Origin of the sequence: Rhizobium viscosum (assembly GCF_014873945.1) — a bacterium.
GTDB lineage: Bacteria > Pseudomonadota > Alphaproteobacteria > Rhizobiales > Rhizobiaceae > Rhizobium > Rhizobium viscosum.
Genome location: NZ_JADBEC010000002.1, coordinates 310,012 through 325,871 on the forward strand (window position 1 = coordinate 310,012; position 15,860 = coordinate 325,871).

Below are 15,860 nucleotides of genomic sequence, written 5' to 3' on the forward strand. Positions count from 1 at the left end.
CCTGTAGCCAAACCAAGTCGCAACCCCGCTGTTTTGCCGCTTCACGAATAATGACGTTTATCTCGCCCGTTTTTTTCAAGCGAATTCGAGATTCTTAGCGGATCATCCCATTTTTTTGGCGAATTCGACAATTGCAGCCTTGATCAACCTGTGGACGCCGGCCACCGAAATGTCGAGGTGACTGGCGATGTCCTCCATACGGTATCCGCCGAAACGATGCATTTCCACGGCAAGGCGTGTCTGTTCCGGCATTGTCGAAAGGATCGCCTCGACCTGTCTGACCTGGTCGCAGAAGAGTGCGTTTTCCTCGGGTGTTCCCACATCAAGGGGAAGCCCCCACCATGGCGTATCTTCCGGACGGGCGCGCAAGTCGCGCTTCTGGCGCCTGCGCACATCGAGCGCGAGGTTGCGCACCATGCGGAAGAGGTATGCCTTCAGCTTCTGGGGTGTGGCCGCGTCTTCCGGCACGAATTTTATGAAGACCTCCTGGACGAGGTCTTCCGCTTCCTCTCGCGAACCGACGATGGGCGTAGCGTATCGAATGAGGTCGGAGCGATGTGCCGCATAGACCGCATAGCGCCGGTCGTCCTCCCTGATGCCCATAGCAATATCCATAAAGAAACGCGGAGATGAACAACCGGCGGCCAACTAGACGCCGGACTGCAAATTCCGCATATTTCGCAACGGGAGAGGTAAACCAAAAAAACTTGACAATTTCCAGCATGTTTTTTCCGGGATTGAATTTACAGGAGTTTCTGAACTGAGCGGCGGTTCGATCAGTGGCTGGATGCGCAGCACCTGGATTCAACTTCGCAAGGCCGCACAGTTCGCCGCCGCCCCGGTTATGTTATGCAGGTGGGTATAGCGCCGTTCTCGCCGAGTAACGATCAGAGCAACATAGACCCCGAACATTAGCAACTCGACCTCAAGCTTTAGGGGATGAGAAGAGTTTTATGTTGTGGCAAATGAAAAATCTGATTTACTGGCACCGCGCTGCTTGGCTTTGAGGGGGATATGGCCGATGGTGTGGACTCGCAGGGATATTCTGCTTGGTGGATTGGCATTACTTGGCACCGGCGCGGTACAGAAACCGGCTTTTGCCCAGGCGGCTTCCTATTTTTCCGGCACCGCCGTCGACAATGGCGTGACGTTCCGAGCGACCAACTTCGCCAAGATCGACAGGCAGTGGCACCGCCAGGTCGTCAAATATTTCAGCAGCGAGCCGATTGGCACGGTTGTTGTCGATACGCGCCATCATTTTCTCTATGTGATCATGGAGAACAAGACAGCCATTCGCTACGGCGTCGGCGTCGGCCGCGAGGGCTTCAAATGGTTTGGCCGCGCCACGATCGACAACAAATCGCTTTGGCCGCGCTGGACACCACCGCCGGAGATGCGCAAGCGTCATCCCGAACTGCCCGAATTCGTGGCGGGAGGCTCACCGAAGAACCCACTCGGGCCCCGCGCCATGTACCTGCTGCGTGACGGAGTCGACACCGGCTATCGCTTCCATGGCACGCTGGAGCCCTGGAGCATCGGTAAGGATGCCTCCAGCGGCTGCATCCGCATGTTCAACGAAGACGCCATCGATCTTTACCAGCGTTGCCCGATCGGCACAGCGGTGCAGGTTCTGCCGCATATTGCCGACCAGGCGCCCGCCGCCGAGGTCAGCCAGGCCACCCCGGTCGAATGAGGAAATCACCCTGATGTCTGTTTTGACTGCATATGCGAGGCGCCTTGCCGCCTCGGCCATGCTTCTAGCGCTCGCGGCCTGCACCACCACCGATATCGCATCCGTAGAGGAGCCTGCGGCAGCACCGCTGACCGGCCAGACCAACGATCCCGCGCCCGGCTTCGAGAACGTCAAGGCTGGCAGTGAAGAGGATTTCATCCTCAGTGTCGGCCGACGGATTTACTTCACGCAGGATTCCGCCAGGCTCGATAGCGTCGCCATGACAACGCTGGACAACCAGGCTGCCTGGCTGAACAGGAACCCGGCCTGGCTGATCAAGCTGCAGGGATTTGCCGACGATTCCGGTTCGGAGTCAAAGATGAAGACCCTGTCGCAGCAGCGCGCCGATGCCGTCATGGCCTATCTCGTCTCGAAGGGCGTAGACGGCAAACGCATGTGGGCCAAGGGTTACGGTGCGGACCGCGAAGTCCGCGACTGCACGCAACGTTCCTGCAAGGTGCAGAACAGGCGCGTCGTCGCCAACCTGCGCACGGAGCGCGATGCGACCTGATTGCGATTGTCTGGCTTGATGACGTCAACTCGTGGGAACGCTCACCCTTCCCTTTCCAGCGGCCGTTCGTGAACTGGAGACCTATGTTCGTGCCTGATCTGGGTTGAAGCAGCATACCCCGTCTCATCAATAGTGATGAAGCCAAACATCCGGCCTTCATCTTCCTCAAGGCTCCGCCAGGCTGCACACTGGTCATGCGGCCTCGGATCCGGTGTCCGGGCGTGCGCGCAGCGTCTAAGGCATTGAACCTGTATCCGTTTAAGGATGCTTTGCAGGCTGGACATGTACATGAAGCTCTCGTACCGCGTTCCTCGCATGTTCTTTCGTGCGACGTGTGCCGTCGGCGCACTCGTCCTTCTCACTGGCGCTGTCTCGCCAGTTCTCGCCGACGACACGCCCTTTGCTCCGCAAACGAAAATCCGTCTGACGGTCGTCCAATGGATGCCATCGAAGGGACAGTTTGAGCGATGGGATGCGATTGGCGGCGAATATACGGTTTCGAATGAAGGCGCAGTCTCCCTGCCCTTTCTGGGATCGCTGTCCGTCGGAAATCTGGACAGTGCAGGCCTCACCAGCGAGATCGCCAGGCGCCTGCAGGAAAAGATGGGTTTGGCCCAGACACCCGCGGTCACAATCGACGTTCTCGATTATCCGTCCGTTTACGTTGTGGGAGACGTGACCACGCCGGGAGAATATAAGTATCGCTCCGGCCTGAGCGTCCTGCAATCCTTGGCCATGAGCGGCGGCCCGCTGCGGCCCGCAGCACGGCAACGATCCCAGACGATCACGCTTGCCGGCGATTTGCGGGAAATCGATCATTCGCTGCTTCGCAGCGCCGCAAAGCTCGCGCGGCTGCAAGCGGAGATGGCTGGAGCAAAGGAGATAACCTTCGATCAGCCACCCGTTGTCGACCAGCAATATGCCGCCAGCATCTATGACGAGGAGAGGGTCATATTTCAGGCTCGCGCAAGTGCACTGGAAAGGCAGTCAACGGCGCTCGTCGAATTGCGCGATCTCCTGAAGGCGGAAATCGATACGTTGGAAGAGAAGCTGAAGGGCTCGGATGACAATATCCAGTCCGTGGAGGAACAGTTGACCAGCGTCAAGACGCTGGTCGAGAAAGGCCTCACCATCACCTCACGCCAGATGGACCTGGAACGATTGCTCACTACTTACCGGTCTGACAAGCTGGATCTTGTCACAGCGATCATGCGAGGACGTCAAGCGATCAACGAGACGACGCGTAATCTCGAGGGACTTTCCGACACGCGCCGGAGTGAAGTCGCTTCCGAAGTACAGTCGGAGAAGGCCAACCTCGATCAGCTGAGATTGAAGCGTGACACGACGCAACAACTGCTTCTTGAAGAACTCGCCAGCAGCGGCAAAGTGAATGAGCGCGGTGAAGAACTTCCGCTGACCTTCACCGTGAGCCGGCGCGACAACGGACAGGTCAATCAGTTCCAAGCCTCCGAAACGACGGAGCTGGCGCCCGGTGACGTGGTCAGGGTAACCCAGGCCCGTATGGGGGATGCATCATCCGAGGACGCCGCTGCGCTGCCTGTTCAGACAGAAGCGCATATCAGTCAGGTAAACCGGTGACGCAGGAAAAGTATGTCCCGCAGCCGCGCTTTCTGCTGACGGTCGAGCGCCATCACGAAATAAACGGTTAGGGGCATCTGATGACTTTGCGCATGACCCCACCGAGCAGCCAGACCTACACTCAGATCCTCAAATCGACGATGCTGATGGGCGGCTCTTCGCTCGTGAATGTCGCACTGAGCATTATCAGAAACAAGGCGATGGCTGTCCTGCTCGGGCCGGAAGGCGTCGGGCTCATGGGCCTTTACGGGTCAATCCTCGATATCGCGCAGGCGGTTGCCGGGCTTGGTGTGGGAAGCAGCGGCGTGCGCCAGATTGCCGAAGCTGCGGGCACCGATCAGGCAGAAAGGATCTCGCGATCGGCGACAGTGCTCAGACGTATATCGCTGGTGCTTGCATTGCTTGGTGCGCTCCTTCTCGCCGCGCTGGCATTCCCGGTCTCGAATTTCACTTTCGGCGACTACCAGCATGCCGGTGGCATTGCATTGCTATCTCTGGCGCTCTTCTTTCGGTTGCTCTCTGCGGGGCAGACTGCGTTGATCCAGGGCCTGCGAAATATTGCAGATCTTGCCCGCATCAACGTGCTTGGCGGGCTTTTCGGCACGGCGATCAGCATTCCGCTGATCTATCTGTTCGGCATGCAGGCCATCGCACCGTCTCTCGTGGTGATCGCTGTTGCCTCGATCCTTCCGACCTGGTGGTACAGCCGACGCATCTGCCCGCATCCCACGCCAATGCCTGCGCGCCAGTTCGGCCGGGAAGTATCGGCACTGCTGAGGCTCGGTTTCGTCTTCATGGCAAGCGGGCTTCTGACCTTCGGCGCAGCCTATGCTATCCGCCTCATCGTGCTTAAGGAAGGCGGCGTGATGGCGGCGGGGTTGTACCAGGCTGCCTGGGGCCTTGGCGGTCTCTATGCGGGCTTCATCCTGCAGGCGATGGGAACGGATTTCTATCCGCGCCTGACCGCAGCAGCAGATAACAATGCCGAATGCAATCGCCTGGTCAATGAACAGGCAGAAATCAGCATGCTGCTCGCCGGCCCCGGACTGCTCGCCACACTGACCCTGGCGCCGCTCATGATGAGCTTGTTCTATTCCGCAGAGTTTCACGGGGCAGTAGATCTCTTGCGCTGGATCTGCCTTGGAATGATGCTCCGGATTATCTCCTGGCCCATGGGCTTCATTGTCGTCGCGAAACGCACCCAGGCGATTTTTTTCTGGACGGAGGTAGCGGCCGCAGTCGTGCATGTGGGGCTCGCCTGGCTCTTCGTATCGCTGCTTGGTACACCAGGGGCCGGCATGGCGTTTTTCGGCCTCTATGTCTGGCACAGCGTGCTGGTCTACGTGATCGTGCGGCGGCTTACGGGTTTTCACTGGTCCGCCGCCAATCGCAGGCACGCTTTGCTTTTCCTGCCGACATCGGGCCTGGTGTTCTTGGCATTCTCGGTTCTGCCGCTATGGCCGGCGACGGTGATCGGCTCCGTTGCCGTAACCCTCACCGGGCTCTATTCGCTGCGTATGCTGGTCGACCTGCTTCCACCAGAGTCCATGCCGGCAATCATCCGGGGATGGATCGCAAGGTCCGCATGACGAACAATGCGCGCATCAGGTGATGCGCGCATTGTTCACTGTGCAAATATTATATCAGGCAAATACGGTGTCAGATGAGAGCGGCTCTAGATCGCGCTGTACATTCGCGTGGCCGCCCACGGCTTCCGCCAGGGCTTCGCGAAGTGCCTCAACAACGCGTGCGATGTCGAGTTCCGTCATCTGGGCATAGAGCGGCAGAATGATCGTTTGCTGTTGCGCTGATACGCTCCGCGTCAAGCTTGTCGCAGCACGGTGCGAACTCTGGTCGGAATAGGCGCCTTCCAGATGAATGTTCATCACGCCGCGCCGGGTCGAAATCCCCTGATCGAGGAGGACTTGCATGACCGCCCGCTGGTCGACCGTTTCAGGCAATCTCACACAGAAGCTCTGCCAGTTGCTGCGAGCCCAACGAGGCTCGACCGGAGCCAGCCCCGGCATCGCGGACAGGCGCGTGCAATATTGCTCGGCAAGCAGCCGCCGTTGCGCGATCAGTTCAGGCAGCCGCCGCAACTGCTCGCGTCCGACGGCGGCCTGAAGGTCAGTCATACGGTAGTTGTAACCCAGTTCATCATAGTCTTCGAAGATGACTTGCTTCGAGCCATGGCGAACGGCATCGGTGACGCTCATACCATGCTGACGCCACAACCGGAATTTTCGGTCGTATTCGGGATTGGCCGTGGTCAGCATGCCGCCATCGCCTGTCGTGACGACCTTCCGGGGATGGAAGGAGAAGCAGGCAATATCGCCATGCGCTTTGCCGATCTTCTCCCAACGTCCGTCCCAGAGGATTTCGCTGCCTGTGGCGCAGGCCGCATCCTCGATAACCGGTATCTGAAGGCGCTTGCCGATCTCCACGATCGAGCGGAGATCGCAAGGCATGCCGAGCTGGTGCACGCAGAGAATTGCCTTGGTGCGGGGTGTGATTGCCGCTTCGATCAGGCTGGCGTCGATGTTGTAACCGTCCGCCTCGACGTCGACAAAAACAGGCACCCCATCGCAGTAGCGGACGGCATTCGCTGTTGCGATAAACGAATGGCTGACCGTGATGACTTCGTCGCCGGCACCGACACCGACCGCCTTCAGGGCGAGATGCAGCGCGGTCGTGCAATTGGAAACAGCACAGGCATGCGCGGCACCGACAAAGGCGGCAAATTCACTCTCGAAAGCCGCGACTTCCGGCCCTTGCGTCACCCATCCTGACAGGATAACGCGACGCGCAGCTTCGGCCTCCTCCTCGCCAAGAACAGGCTTGGCTACCGGAATGGTAGATGGTGACGGGCTCATGCAGCTTGACCTCCTGCTGCAGCAGTTTTCAGCTGCCACCATGCAACGAGATCACGAAGCCCTTGCTCCATGGAGATCTCGGCCTTGAAGCCGAGGAGCTGTTCGGCCTTGCTGATATCGGCAAGACGACGGGTCACGCCGTTGACCACGCGGGCCTCCCTGTGCTCCGGTTCAAGCGAGCAACCCATAATTTCGCTCAGCATCTTCGCGAGTTCCAACAAGCTTATTTCCTTGCCGCTTGCGACGTTGAACACTTCGTCCGTGACATCGCTCTTCGCGGCCAGGATGTTCGCACGGGCGATGTCGCGTGCGTCGACGAAGTCCATCGTCTGGCTGCCGTCTCCGTAGATGAGGGGCGGTATTCCGGACGCCAGGCGTTCCATCCAGCGGATCAGAACTTCTGTATAGGCGCCGTAAACGTCCATTCGCGGCCCATAGACGTTGAAATATCGCAGCGCCACATAGCGTAGGCCATACATCTCCGCGAAGCTGCGCAGCAGGCCCTCGTTGAATGTCTTGGCCGCGCCGTAGATCGTCCGGTTATTGTACGGATGATGCGCTTCGGTGGTCGGGAAGCTCTCGGCCAAACCTAGCACGGATGCCGAGGAAGCCGCGACGACCTTCGACACACCTGCCTTGACGGCGGCTTCAAGGACATTGAACGTGCCCTCGGCCAGAACATCGAAAGCGAGCCGCGGATCTTCCGCGCATTGCGTGATGCGGATGGCCGCCTGATGAAAGACGATGTCGACGCCCTCGAAGGTTTTTGCGAGCAGCGCCCTGTCGCGGATATCTCCCTCGATGATATTAACGGCCCCGCCGGCTATCGCCGTGCTGAGATTGTCCCGGCGCCCGCGTACAAAATTGTCGAGGATGATGATCTCGCGCGGCTTTTCCAATGCGACGAGATCGGCGATATGCGACCCGATCAGGCCGGCTCCGCCGGTAATGAGCACCCGTTGATTTCTCACGATCTTCCTCCACGCGATATATCCAGCACAGGATCGGCTTCCGTGCGCCAGCGTATGAACTTCGCCGGCACTCCGGCGACGACTGAAAACGGCTCGACATCGGAGACGACGACTGCGCCCGCTCCGACGATTGCCCCCTTCCCGATGCTGACGCCGGGAAGAATTGTCGCGTTCGTACCGATATCGGCCCATGCGCCGATACGGACCGGCTTGATTTCCAGATCCGTGCGAATGATTGGCACATCAACCGGGAGTGCCGTATGGGCCGAGCCAAGCACCTTGGCGCCGGGTCCCCAGCCGACACAATCCTCAATCACCAGGTCGCGCGCGTCGAAATAGGCCATCGGGCCGATCCAGACATTGTCGCCGATCACGCAAGTGCCATCGAAGCGTCCCTGGATATAGGCCTGGGCACCGATGAACACGCCATTGCCGATTTCGAACGTTTCCGGATGTTTGAAACCGGCACCGCCTGCGACCTGCAATCCTGTGCCGCAGCTGCGCGCGATCGCTTGCCAGATGGCTTTCCGCATCAGCGTATCGAGGACACCGTCGCCCATCGCAAAGCGACCGTAGAGTTCGATAAGGCCAGCGTGCCCATAAGATTGCTTGAGCGCTTCGGCTAGCCCGGCCTGGTAGGCAGGATCCGCCGGCCTTTCATGACGGCCGTGAACCGCCTGCACGATCCGAGCCTCGTCTACACGATTAACTGACATAGGCGTATTCCAGCGCAGCGGCCACCTGATCGACGTGCCATGCGGGCATCTCGGGATAGATCGGCAAGGAGAGGACCTCCCGTGCCGCGGCTTCCGAGACTGGGAAGTCGCCGGCCTGGTAGCCAAGGTCGGCATGGGCCTTCTGCAGATGGACGGGGATCGGATAATGCAGCCCGGACTGAATGCCTTCCGCGCTGAGCACGCGCTGAAGTTCATCGCGATCACGGCTTCGGATGGCATAGACGTGATAGACATGGCGCCGGTCGGTGATTTCGACTGGTGTTTTCAAATGCGCAGATCCCGCAAGCAACGACGAGTAGCGGCGGGCATGGGCGCGACGCGCTTCGGTCCATGCCTCGAGATGCCGAAGCTTGATGCGCAGGATCGCGCCTTGAATGGCATCCATGCGATAGTTGAAGCCCTTCAGCAGATGGTGATAGCGCTGCTCCTGACCCCAGTCGCGCAGCATCCGCATCGTCTTGGCGTGATCGTCTCTGTTCGTGACGATGATACCTCCCTCGCCGCAAGCGCCGAGGTTTTTGCCCGGATAGAAACTGAAGCAGCCGGATGTGCCAATGCTGCCGGCGCGCGCGCCTTTGTAGCGAGCTCCATGTGCCTGGCAGGCGTCCTCGATGACCGGTATCCGGTGGTGGTCGGCAATCGCCTTGATCGCGTCCATATCGGCCATCTGGCCATAAAGATGCACAGGAATGATCGCCTTGGTCCGGGCCGTGATCTTCGCCTCGAGCTGGGCCGCATCCATTGTGAGCGTCACGGGCTCGACATCGACGAAGACGGGCCGTGCCCCTGTGTAGCAGATCGCCGACACCGTCGCGACAAAGGTGAATGGCACGGTGATGACTTCATCGCCGGGGCCTACGCCCGCGGCAAGAAGGGACAAATGCAAGGCACTTGTCCCGGTATTGACGGCTATCGCATGCTTGACTTCGCAAAAATCTGCGAACTCCTGCTCGAGACGGACGACCTCCTCGCCGAGTATGTATTGCCCCGAGGCCAGGACGCCGAGGACGGCGGCGTCGATTTCACTTTTGATGGATTGATATTGTGCTTTGAGGTCCAGAAAGGGGATCATGCAATGCGCCTCGCCTCTTCGAGTTCGATGATACGACCGCGCTGAGCGAGCGACCGGCTTGCCGCTTCAAGAATGCGAACAACACGCAGGCCGGCATGACCGTCCGTAATGGGCCGCGAATTCTGCTCGATGCACTCGACGAACTGATCCAGTTCGCGTTTCAATGCTTCGGTCATATCGAGCTTGGGCGCCCACATGTCGCCGCTGCGGTAGCCGACCATCATCTGGTGCACCTTTTCGCCATAGGCTTGAGAATTTGGGTTCAGCGTGATGCCCTTGTCGTACACCTTGATCTTTTCGCTGGGCTCCAGATCATCGTAGACGACCATTTTGTTGCTGCCGCCGATCAGCGTGCGGCGCACCTTGACCGGCGCCAGCCAATTGACATGGATGTGGGCGATAAGCTTGCTTTCGAAGAAGAGCGTCAGATAGGCGATGTTCTCCGGCTCGCCGAGCACATGGCTCATGCCCGTCGCTGAAACAGCCACCGGCCTTTCCTGCACAACATGATCCAGGATGGAGAGATCATGCACCGCAAGATCCCAGATGACGCTGACATCGTGCTGGAACAGCCCCAAATTGACCCGGACGGAATCGTAGTAATACATATCGCCTAAGCCACTTTCGACCAGTTCGCGCATCTTGCGGACGGCGCCGGTGTGGACGAAGGTATGATCCACGGCTAGGACGAGGCGCCGGCGTGCGGCCTCTTCGACCATTCGCGAGGCTTCTTCCGTCGTTGATGCCATCGGCTTTTCGACGAAGACATGCTTTCCGGCCATCATAGCCTGCATTGCGAGCTTGAAATGGGTCGAGACTGGCGTCGCGATGGCGATAGCATCCACTCTCGGGTCACGCAGGACTTCCTCGAAATTGTCGGTGATCGCTACTGCGGGGTACCGGCTTTTAACTGCCGCCAACCGTTCGACATTGAGATCACAGACTGAAATGAGCTGCGCACCGGCCGCCTCCGAGATGTTGCGAACCAGGTTCGGGCCCCAATACCCATATCCAACAACAGCAATGCCGATCATCGCATTCCTCCCAACGCTTGCATGTCAACTGATCTGTCATGAACACGACCGGTAATCCTGGCCGGAACGCCGGCGACAATGGCGCCTGCAGGCACATCCTTCGTTACAACCGCCCCGGCACCGACCTGTGCTGCCTCTCCGATGGTGACGCCGGGCAGAATGGTCGCATTACTGCCGATCGACGCGTGGCGCTTGACAAGCGTTGGGATGACAACCCAGTCCGCTTCGGTCTGCAGACTGCCGTCCGCATTGACGGCGCGCGGGTACGTGTCATTGGTGAACATGACCCCGTGGCCGATAAAAACGCCGTCTTCCAGCGTCACGCCTTCGCAGATGAAGGAATGGCTGGAGATTTTGCAGTCTTTTCCGACGAGGACGTTTTTTTGGATTTCAACGAAAGTGCCGATGCGCGTTCCCGCGCCGATCGTGCAGCCATAGAGATTCACAAGATCTCGATGATGGATGACGCTGCTATCATCCAGCTTTACGTCTGATGCAATCATACGCATGCACCCCTTACTCTTCAACAAACCCCGATTTCTAGATGAACCCGTCAATCAGATGATTGCGCCCAAGGTTTCATTTTGAAAAAACAAATATTTCTTTCCATTAAATGAGAATTGTTTTCGTGATCGGAGTAAAGAAACAAAACGTCTAAGATTATTCACCTAAAGGCGTATCTACCTATGACGACGTACGCCGAAATTCATAGCCAACGATCAACATTGGTGGTGGGGCAAACCTGGACCTGCCCCGATCGTACGCCTGAGGCGCGCATTATTTTCATGCGCTTAGCAGCTCCATCCGTAACCGAGGAGCAACGCAATCAGCCCATCCGCGAATGGTCTAGTATCGTATAAGTTTATACCAAGAATTATATCCGATTTACACCTTACGATGGAACTAATCTGCTCCTTTAGCCTATATTAGCTAGTTTAAGATAACAGAAACTGTGGTATTTAATTCCTACTTTAGTGCTGCCAAACCCTCATATCTGAAGGGCTTGAGTATTCGGTTTTTGTTGGGGCGTAGGGAAACTCGGCTGGGGAGGATGAAGCAGTGAATTCAGCGCTTGTACCAAATTTAGACCTTAGGCAGGAAAATGTGGCTCTTCCACTTAAAGTAGAGAATAGCTCTACCGGATTGAGCTTGCAGTCGAGGCCAAAGCATTCTTTGGTGATTCTCGACAATCGCGAACTTGATCGGCAATGCCTTGCGCAGTGCATGGCTGCCTACAAGACGGATTTGCTTATACTGGCATTCGGAAGCGTGGAGGAATGGAAGCAGAAGTGCGACGAATATCCGCCGCTTTCGGCAATCCTGCTGAACATTGGCGGCAAGAAGATCGATGAGCCCGCCGTTTCGGGACAGATCAGGAGCCTTGCTGCGGAATTCGGGACGATACCAGTCATCATATTGGCTGACAGCGACGATTTCGGCCAAATCGTGAGGGCGATTGAATACGGAGCCAAGGGCTACATACCCGCCTCGGTCAGCATCAGCGTCTGCATGGAGCTGATCGCGCTGTCAGTAGCGGGGGGCGTCTTTGTGCCCGCAAGCACGCTATTCGCCATGCGTCACTTGCTGGAGTCCAGCAACACGACCGCTCGTCCGCTGGCCGGGATTTTCACGGATCGTCAAGCCGAAGTCGTAGAGGCACTTCGGCGCGGAAAGGCGAACAAGATCATCGCCTATGAGCTCAATCTGCGAGAAAGCACCGTCAAGGTACATGTTCGCAATATCATGAAAAAGGTCAAAGCAACGAACAGAACAGAAGTTGTGTTCAAGCTCAACGATCTGTTCCAGAACAGTATTTCCGGCTTCAGTGCGAATAAGACGCCGTGCTGATGCTGTTGTTCGGCAAGCGCGTTCTTGCTCTAAGTTATCCCGGTGGCGCAGTCCAAACGGCCACCGGGGTTCTGTCTGAAGCCGTGGCACCTCGGCTGTTGTCACTCACTCGGATGTCTGAGGTCGCCATAGCGCGTTCGCAGCTGTCGAAGATCAACGATCCTGTCGCACATCCCATCTTGGCGTGAGCAGCGATCAAGCGCTCAACCACCGGCTATTGTTTCCGTGCCCTGCCTATGAACTAGTAGATGAATCCGGCTCAGTCTTGCCCATTCATCCTGCAACTCGTCGCCCAATAGAATTCAGAACACTCCAGTATTTGGGCCCGATGGTTTGCTTGCAGACCAACTTGATCCAGGGCAATGAATTTCGCACTTCCGGAGAAACCTCCAGAGCAAAGCGTTGAATAGCCACGGCTGTGGCAACATCGAAGTTATTGAACGCCATGCCAGCCAGTCGAAGCGCCTCTTTCCCGAGATCTCTGGCAAGAAAGCGCCTTAGTTTCTCATCCTTCCTGAGACTATCCGCGCCCTGGCGAAACAGAATATCGAAAGCCTGTTTTCTTTGCCGAAGGTCGGGAAGAATATTTTGTCCATAGTATTGCAGCGACATATTGGAAGCATGTCTGCGGTATACTGCTTGGTCTTCGTTGATGTAACCCACTCCGGCATGTGATGCGAGCCGCAGCCACATCTCCATATCGCCGGTATGCGGCAGTTCCTTATTGTAGCCGCCGACCTGCTTTTGCAACGCCGTTTTCACGACGGCCGTTGGTGTCGGGACCAGGTTATTTGCTCCGCTCAACCGCATGAATTGCGGACCGGACAAAACCTGCATGGCGGGCACATTATGGTCGCCGAGAGGATCGACGCGTCTGGTTATGATGCCATCTGGCTCAGCTATAAGCGCATTCCCGAACGTGAACCCCACATCCGGATGATTGCGCATCAACTCCGACGAGCGACCCAGCGCCCCCGGCAAGAGATAATCATCGGCGGAGAGAAGCAGGAATAAGTCACCGCCCGCCCACTCGATCCCCTCATTATAGGTGGCGATGTGGCCCTTGTTTGCCGTGTGCCGCAGATAGGTCACCCGTTTGTCCCGGGATGCCAAGGCCATTCCGACTTCCGGCGTATTGTCCGGCGAGGCGTCATCCAGGACGAGCACGCGCACATCGACATCGGCTTGCGAAAGAACGCTTTCAACAGATTCCTGCAGGAAATGAGCATAGTTGTAGCAGGGAATTACGACATCAACACGTTGCAAACTTGTTCCTCCGCAGGCAGTCGTTTCGTTCGGGGATTTCTGGAATCCTGAACTCGGCTTCGTTTCGCTCTTATAAGTTCTTCGCCCCTCGATTCATTCGCGCCGACGTAGAGACTTGCACCCGCATCGCGGACTTCGTGCAGGACCATGCGACCCTTAGCAGGGCGGATCGGGCAAGCAGCCAGGAGCCTGCGCGCTTCAAGCCGCTTTGAATGCGCTCCCGACTCGTGAGTGCAAAGCAGGTCCGAGATCGAAACGTATCGTAGAATGCGACGTTCGGGCTCAAGCTTCCTGACTTCCAGGGCTTTACGTTGGTCACGAAATGAACGATCGCGGGCTGGTGCTCGGGAATGATACGAGCGAGCGCCTGCGTAGGCTCGAACTGAAAATTCCAAGCGCGGTCCAGGACTTTCCACTTTCCGTCGCAGGCGACGTTGAGAGCGTCCTGATCCGAATATTCCGTGGTCGGAAAGCGATCGAGATAATCCAAAGATCGTTCCGATATTCGCTCGGTTCGCCATCTTGCAAGGTCGATAAGAAGAATGCCGGCGTTGAAGTAGCGCTCGACCCGAGCACCGCCTGTAGCACCCCGGCCGTTGCTGACCACATTGTCCAGCCAGTAATCCGGGACGGCGCCAATCACTGCTTCGCCCAGGTCGATGTTCCACAACTGTTCGAGCGCTGCCAGTACAAGGATGTCGCCGTCCAGATACAGAGCCCGGTTACAGGTCTCCGGGAGGAACTGCGGCAGAAGGATCCTCGCGAAGGTCATCTTGGAGACGCCCGGACGAGTGGAGAATCCGCTTGCGAAGGAAAGCGTGCCGATGGGATGCCATTGGATGACGGCTGAGTTTGCGGGCAGAGAATCGAATATCCGCCGCTTTGTTTCCTCGCCTATTCCTTCATGAATGACATGGATATCCAGAGGCCATGCGCTTCTGTTGTTCTCGGCGACCGATCTGAGGGCGGTCGCCAAGGGAACGGCGTAGGCCGCATCGACCGCAAAGACGATAGGCCCCAACCCCTGTTTTGCGCCCACAGGGGCGGCTCCTGTTGGAATGCTATGCACATTCATGTTTCCGGTACCCATCCCATCGAAAACGAGCTTCGCCTTATGAGCGACGCTGCTGTTCACGTCCCGATCGATACGGCTTCCTGAACGGGAAGGCCGACGGCTGGGTTAGGCAGATGGGTGTAAGCCGTCTGCGGGGACCGAACGCCAGGCATGCTCCTGGCTCCGCCAGCAAGCTTCCATTCGAAATAGGCGATCGTCTTCTCGAGACCCTCGCGCAGGTTCACCTTCGGTTGCCAGCCCAGGTCCTGTTTTGCGCGGCTGATGTCCGGCTTACGCTGCGTCGGGTCGTCGATGGGCAGGGGCTTGTAAACGATGCTTGATTTCGACCCCGTCATTTCGATGACCATTTCGGCCAGTTCCCTGACCTGGAATTCTCCTGGATTGCCGAGATTGATCGGGCCTGTGACGCCGGCCGGTGCCCCCATCAGGCGGATGAAGCCCTCAATCAGATCGTCCACGTAGCAGAAAGAACGCGTCTGCGTGCCATTGCCGAAGATGGTGATCGGTTCGTTTTGAAGCGCCTGAACGATGAAATTGGAGACGACGCGGCCGTCATTGGTCTGCATGCGCGGCCCGTAGGTATTGAAGATCCGCGCCACCCGGATTTCCACGCCATATTGACGATGGTAGTCGAAGAACAATGTTTCGGCACACCGCTTGCCTTCATCATAACATGCCCGCGGCCCTATGGGATTGACGCTGCCTCGATACTCCTCGGGCTGAGGGTGGACTGCCGGATCACCATAGACTTCGCTTGTGGAGGCCTGGAAGATCTTCGCCTTGGTGCGTTTGGCGAGGCCGAGCATATTGATGGCCCCGTGCACATTGGTTTTGACCGTCTGAACGGGATCGACCTGATAGTGGACCGGAGACGCCGGACAGGCGAGGTTGTAGATCTCGTCGACCTCCACATAAAGCGGGAAGGTAATGTCGTGGCGAAGGATCTCGAAACGCGGGTCGTCGAGAAGGTGCAGCACGTTATCGCGCGAGCCGGTGTAGTAGTTGTCTACGGCGAGGACATCATTGCCTTCCCGCAACAGTCTTTCGCACAGGAATGATCCCAGAAACCCGGTGCCGCCGGTTACCATAATTCGCTTTTGTCCGTGCATTGGTGTGCTCCGTTGTTGATGGTTGCCCCGCAG

At 57.7% G+C, this 15,860-nt stretch carries 15 protein-coding genes; 5 read left to right on the plus strand and 10 right to left on the minus strand.

Translation table 11 applies throughout. The features are described from left to right. Nucleotides 1-102: 102 nt before the first annotated feature. On the minus strand, nucleotides 103-603 hold the full coding sequence (locus tag H4W29_RS22405; RefSeq protein ID WP_192731066.1) for an RNA polymerase sigma factor: 501 nt from the start codon (nucleotides 601-603) through the stop codon (nucleotides 103-105). Nucleotides 604-1,021: 418 nt separating this feature from the next. Between H4W29_RS22405 and H4W29_RS22410 the strand changes: the two genes are divergently transcribed. The 4 genes from H4W29_RS22410 to H4W29_RS22425 all read left to right on the plus strand — a co-directional run bounded on the left by H4W29_RS22410 (nucleotide 1,022) and on the right by H4W29_RS22425 (nucleotide 5,431). Then, the gene (locus H4W29_RS22410; RefSeq protein WP_192731067.1) at nucleotides 1,022-1,693 is read left to right on the plus strand and encodes a L,D-transpeptidase; all 672 of its coding nucleotides are present in this window, start codon (nucleotides 1,022-1,024) and stop codon (nucleotides 1,691-1,693) included. Nucleotides 1,694-1,706: 13 nt separating this feature from the next. Further along, entirely contained in the window at nucleotides 1,707-2,243 is a 537-nt protein-coding gene (locus tag H4W29_RS22415; RefSeq protein WP_192731068.1) for an OmpA family protein, read from the plus strand. A gap of 288 nt (nucleotides 2,244-2,531) precedes the next feature. Beyond that, nucleotides 2,532-3,842, plus strand: a complete 1,311-nt coding sequence (locus H4W29_RS22420) for a polysaccharide biosynthesis/export family protein (protein WP_192731069.1) — start codon at nucleotides 2,532-2,534, stop codon at nucleotides 3,840-3,842. 80 nt (nucleotides 3,843-3,922) lie between these two features. Continuing rightward, nucleotides 3,923-5,431 carry an O-antigen translocase gene (locus tag H4W29_RS22425; RefSeq protein ID WP_192731070.1) on the plus strand — a complete coding sequence of 503 codons (1,509 nt, stop codon included), beginning with the start codon at nucleotides 3,923-3,925 and terminating at the stop codon, nucleotides 5,429-5,431. A 54-nt stretch (nucleotides 5,432-5,485) separates the two neighbouring features. On the opposite strand, the gene H4W29_RS22430 is transcribed toward H4W29_RS22425, so the two are convergent. The 6 genes from H4W29_RS22430 to H4W29_RS22455 are packed head-to-tail and all read right to left on the minus strand — an operon-like array spanning nucleotide 5,486 to nucleotide 11,032. Continuing rightward, nucleotides 5,486-6,715, minus strand: coding sequence for a DegT/DnrJ/EryC1/StrS family aminotransferase (locus H4W29_RS22430; RefSeq protein ID WP_192731071.1), 1,230 nt, complete (start codon nucleotides 6,713-6,715; stop codon nucleotides 5,486-5,488). Beyond that, complete coding sequence (locus H4W29_RS22435) at nucleotides 6,712-7,686, minus strand: NAD-dependent epimerase/dehydratase family protein (RefSeq protein WP_192731072.1); 975 nt, start codon at nucleotides 7,684-7,686, stop codon at nucleotides 6,712-6,714. The genes H4W29_RS22430 and H4W29_RS22435 overlap by 4 nt, the downstream gene beginning before the upstream one ends. Continuing rightward, the gene (locus H4W29_RS22440; RefSeq protein WP_192731073.1) at nucleotides 7,683-8,402 is read right to left on the minus strand and encodes an acyltransferase; all 720 of its coding nucleotides are present in this window, start codon (nucleotides 8,400-8,402) and stop codon (nucleotides 7,683-7,685) included. The genes H4W29_RS22435 and H4W29_RS22440 overlap by 4 nt, the downstream gene beginning before the upstream one ends. After that, nucleotides 8,392-9,495 carry a DegT/DnrJ/EryC1/StrS family aminotransferase gene (locus tag H4W29_RS22445; RefSeq protein ID WP_192731074.1) on the minus strand — a complete coding sequence of 368 codons (1,104 nt, stop codon included), beginning with the start codon at nucleotides 9,493-9,495 and terminating at the stop codon, nucleotides 8,392-8,394. Before H4W29_RS22445 ends, H4W29_RS22440 begins: the two co-directional genes overlap by 11 nt. Continuing rightward, nucleotides 9,492-10,529, minus strand: coding sequence for a Gfo/Idh/MocA family protein (locus H4W29_RS22450; protein ID WP_192731075.1), 1,038 nt, complete (start codon nucleotides 10,527-10,529; stop codon nucleotides 9,492-9,494). Before H4W29_RS22450 ends, H4W29_RS22445 begins: the two co-directional genes overlap by 4 nt. After that, nucleotides 10,526-11,032 (minus strand): acyltransferase, encoded by a 507-nt coding sequence (locus tag H4W29_RS22455; protein ID WP_192732758.1) that lies wholly within the window; start codon nucleotides 11,030-11,032, stop codon nucleotides 10,526-10,528. The genes H4W29_RS22450 and H4W29_RS22455 overlap by 4 nt, the downstream gene beginning before the upstream one ends. 556 nt (nucleotides 11,033-11,588) lie before the next feature. Here H4W29_RS22455 and H4W29_RS22460 point away from each other — a divergent pair. After that, a complete protein-coding gene (locus tag H4W29_RS22460; protein WP_192731076.1) occupies nucleotides 11,589-12,377 on the plus strand; it encodes a response regulator transcription factor in 789 nt (262 codons plus the stop codon). 273 nt (nucleotides 12,378-12,650) lie between these two features. On the opposite strand, the gene H4W29_RS22465 is transcribed toward H4W29_RS22460, so the two are convergent. From H4W29_RS22465 to H4W29_RS22475, 3 genes are all read right to left on the minus strand, one after another. Further along, on the minus strand, nucleotides 12,651-13,643 hold the full coding sequence (locus tag H4W29_RS22465; protein ID WP_192731077.1) for a glycosyltransferase family 2 protein: 993 nt from the start codon (nucleotides 13,641-13,643) through the stop codon (nucleotides 12,651-12,653). A gap of 70 nt (nucleotides 13,644-13,713) precedes the next feature. After that, nucleotides 13,714-14,718, minus strand: a complete 1,005-nt coding sequence (locus H4W29_RS22470; RefSeq protein ID WP_192732759.1) for a glycosyltransferase family 8 protein — start codon at nucleotides 14,716-14,718, stop codon at nucleotides 13,714-13,716. Nucleotides 14,719-14,774: 56 nt separating this feature from the next. After that, complete coding sequence (locus tag H4W29_RS22475; RefSeq protein ID WP_192731078.1) at nucleotides 14,775-15,827, minus strand: UDP-glucuronic acid decarboxylase family protein; 1,053 nt, start codon at nucleotides 15,825-15,827, stop codon at nucleotides 14,775-14,777. Between the last annotated feature and the right edge of the window lie 33 nt (nucleotides 15,828-15,860).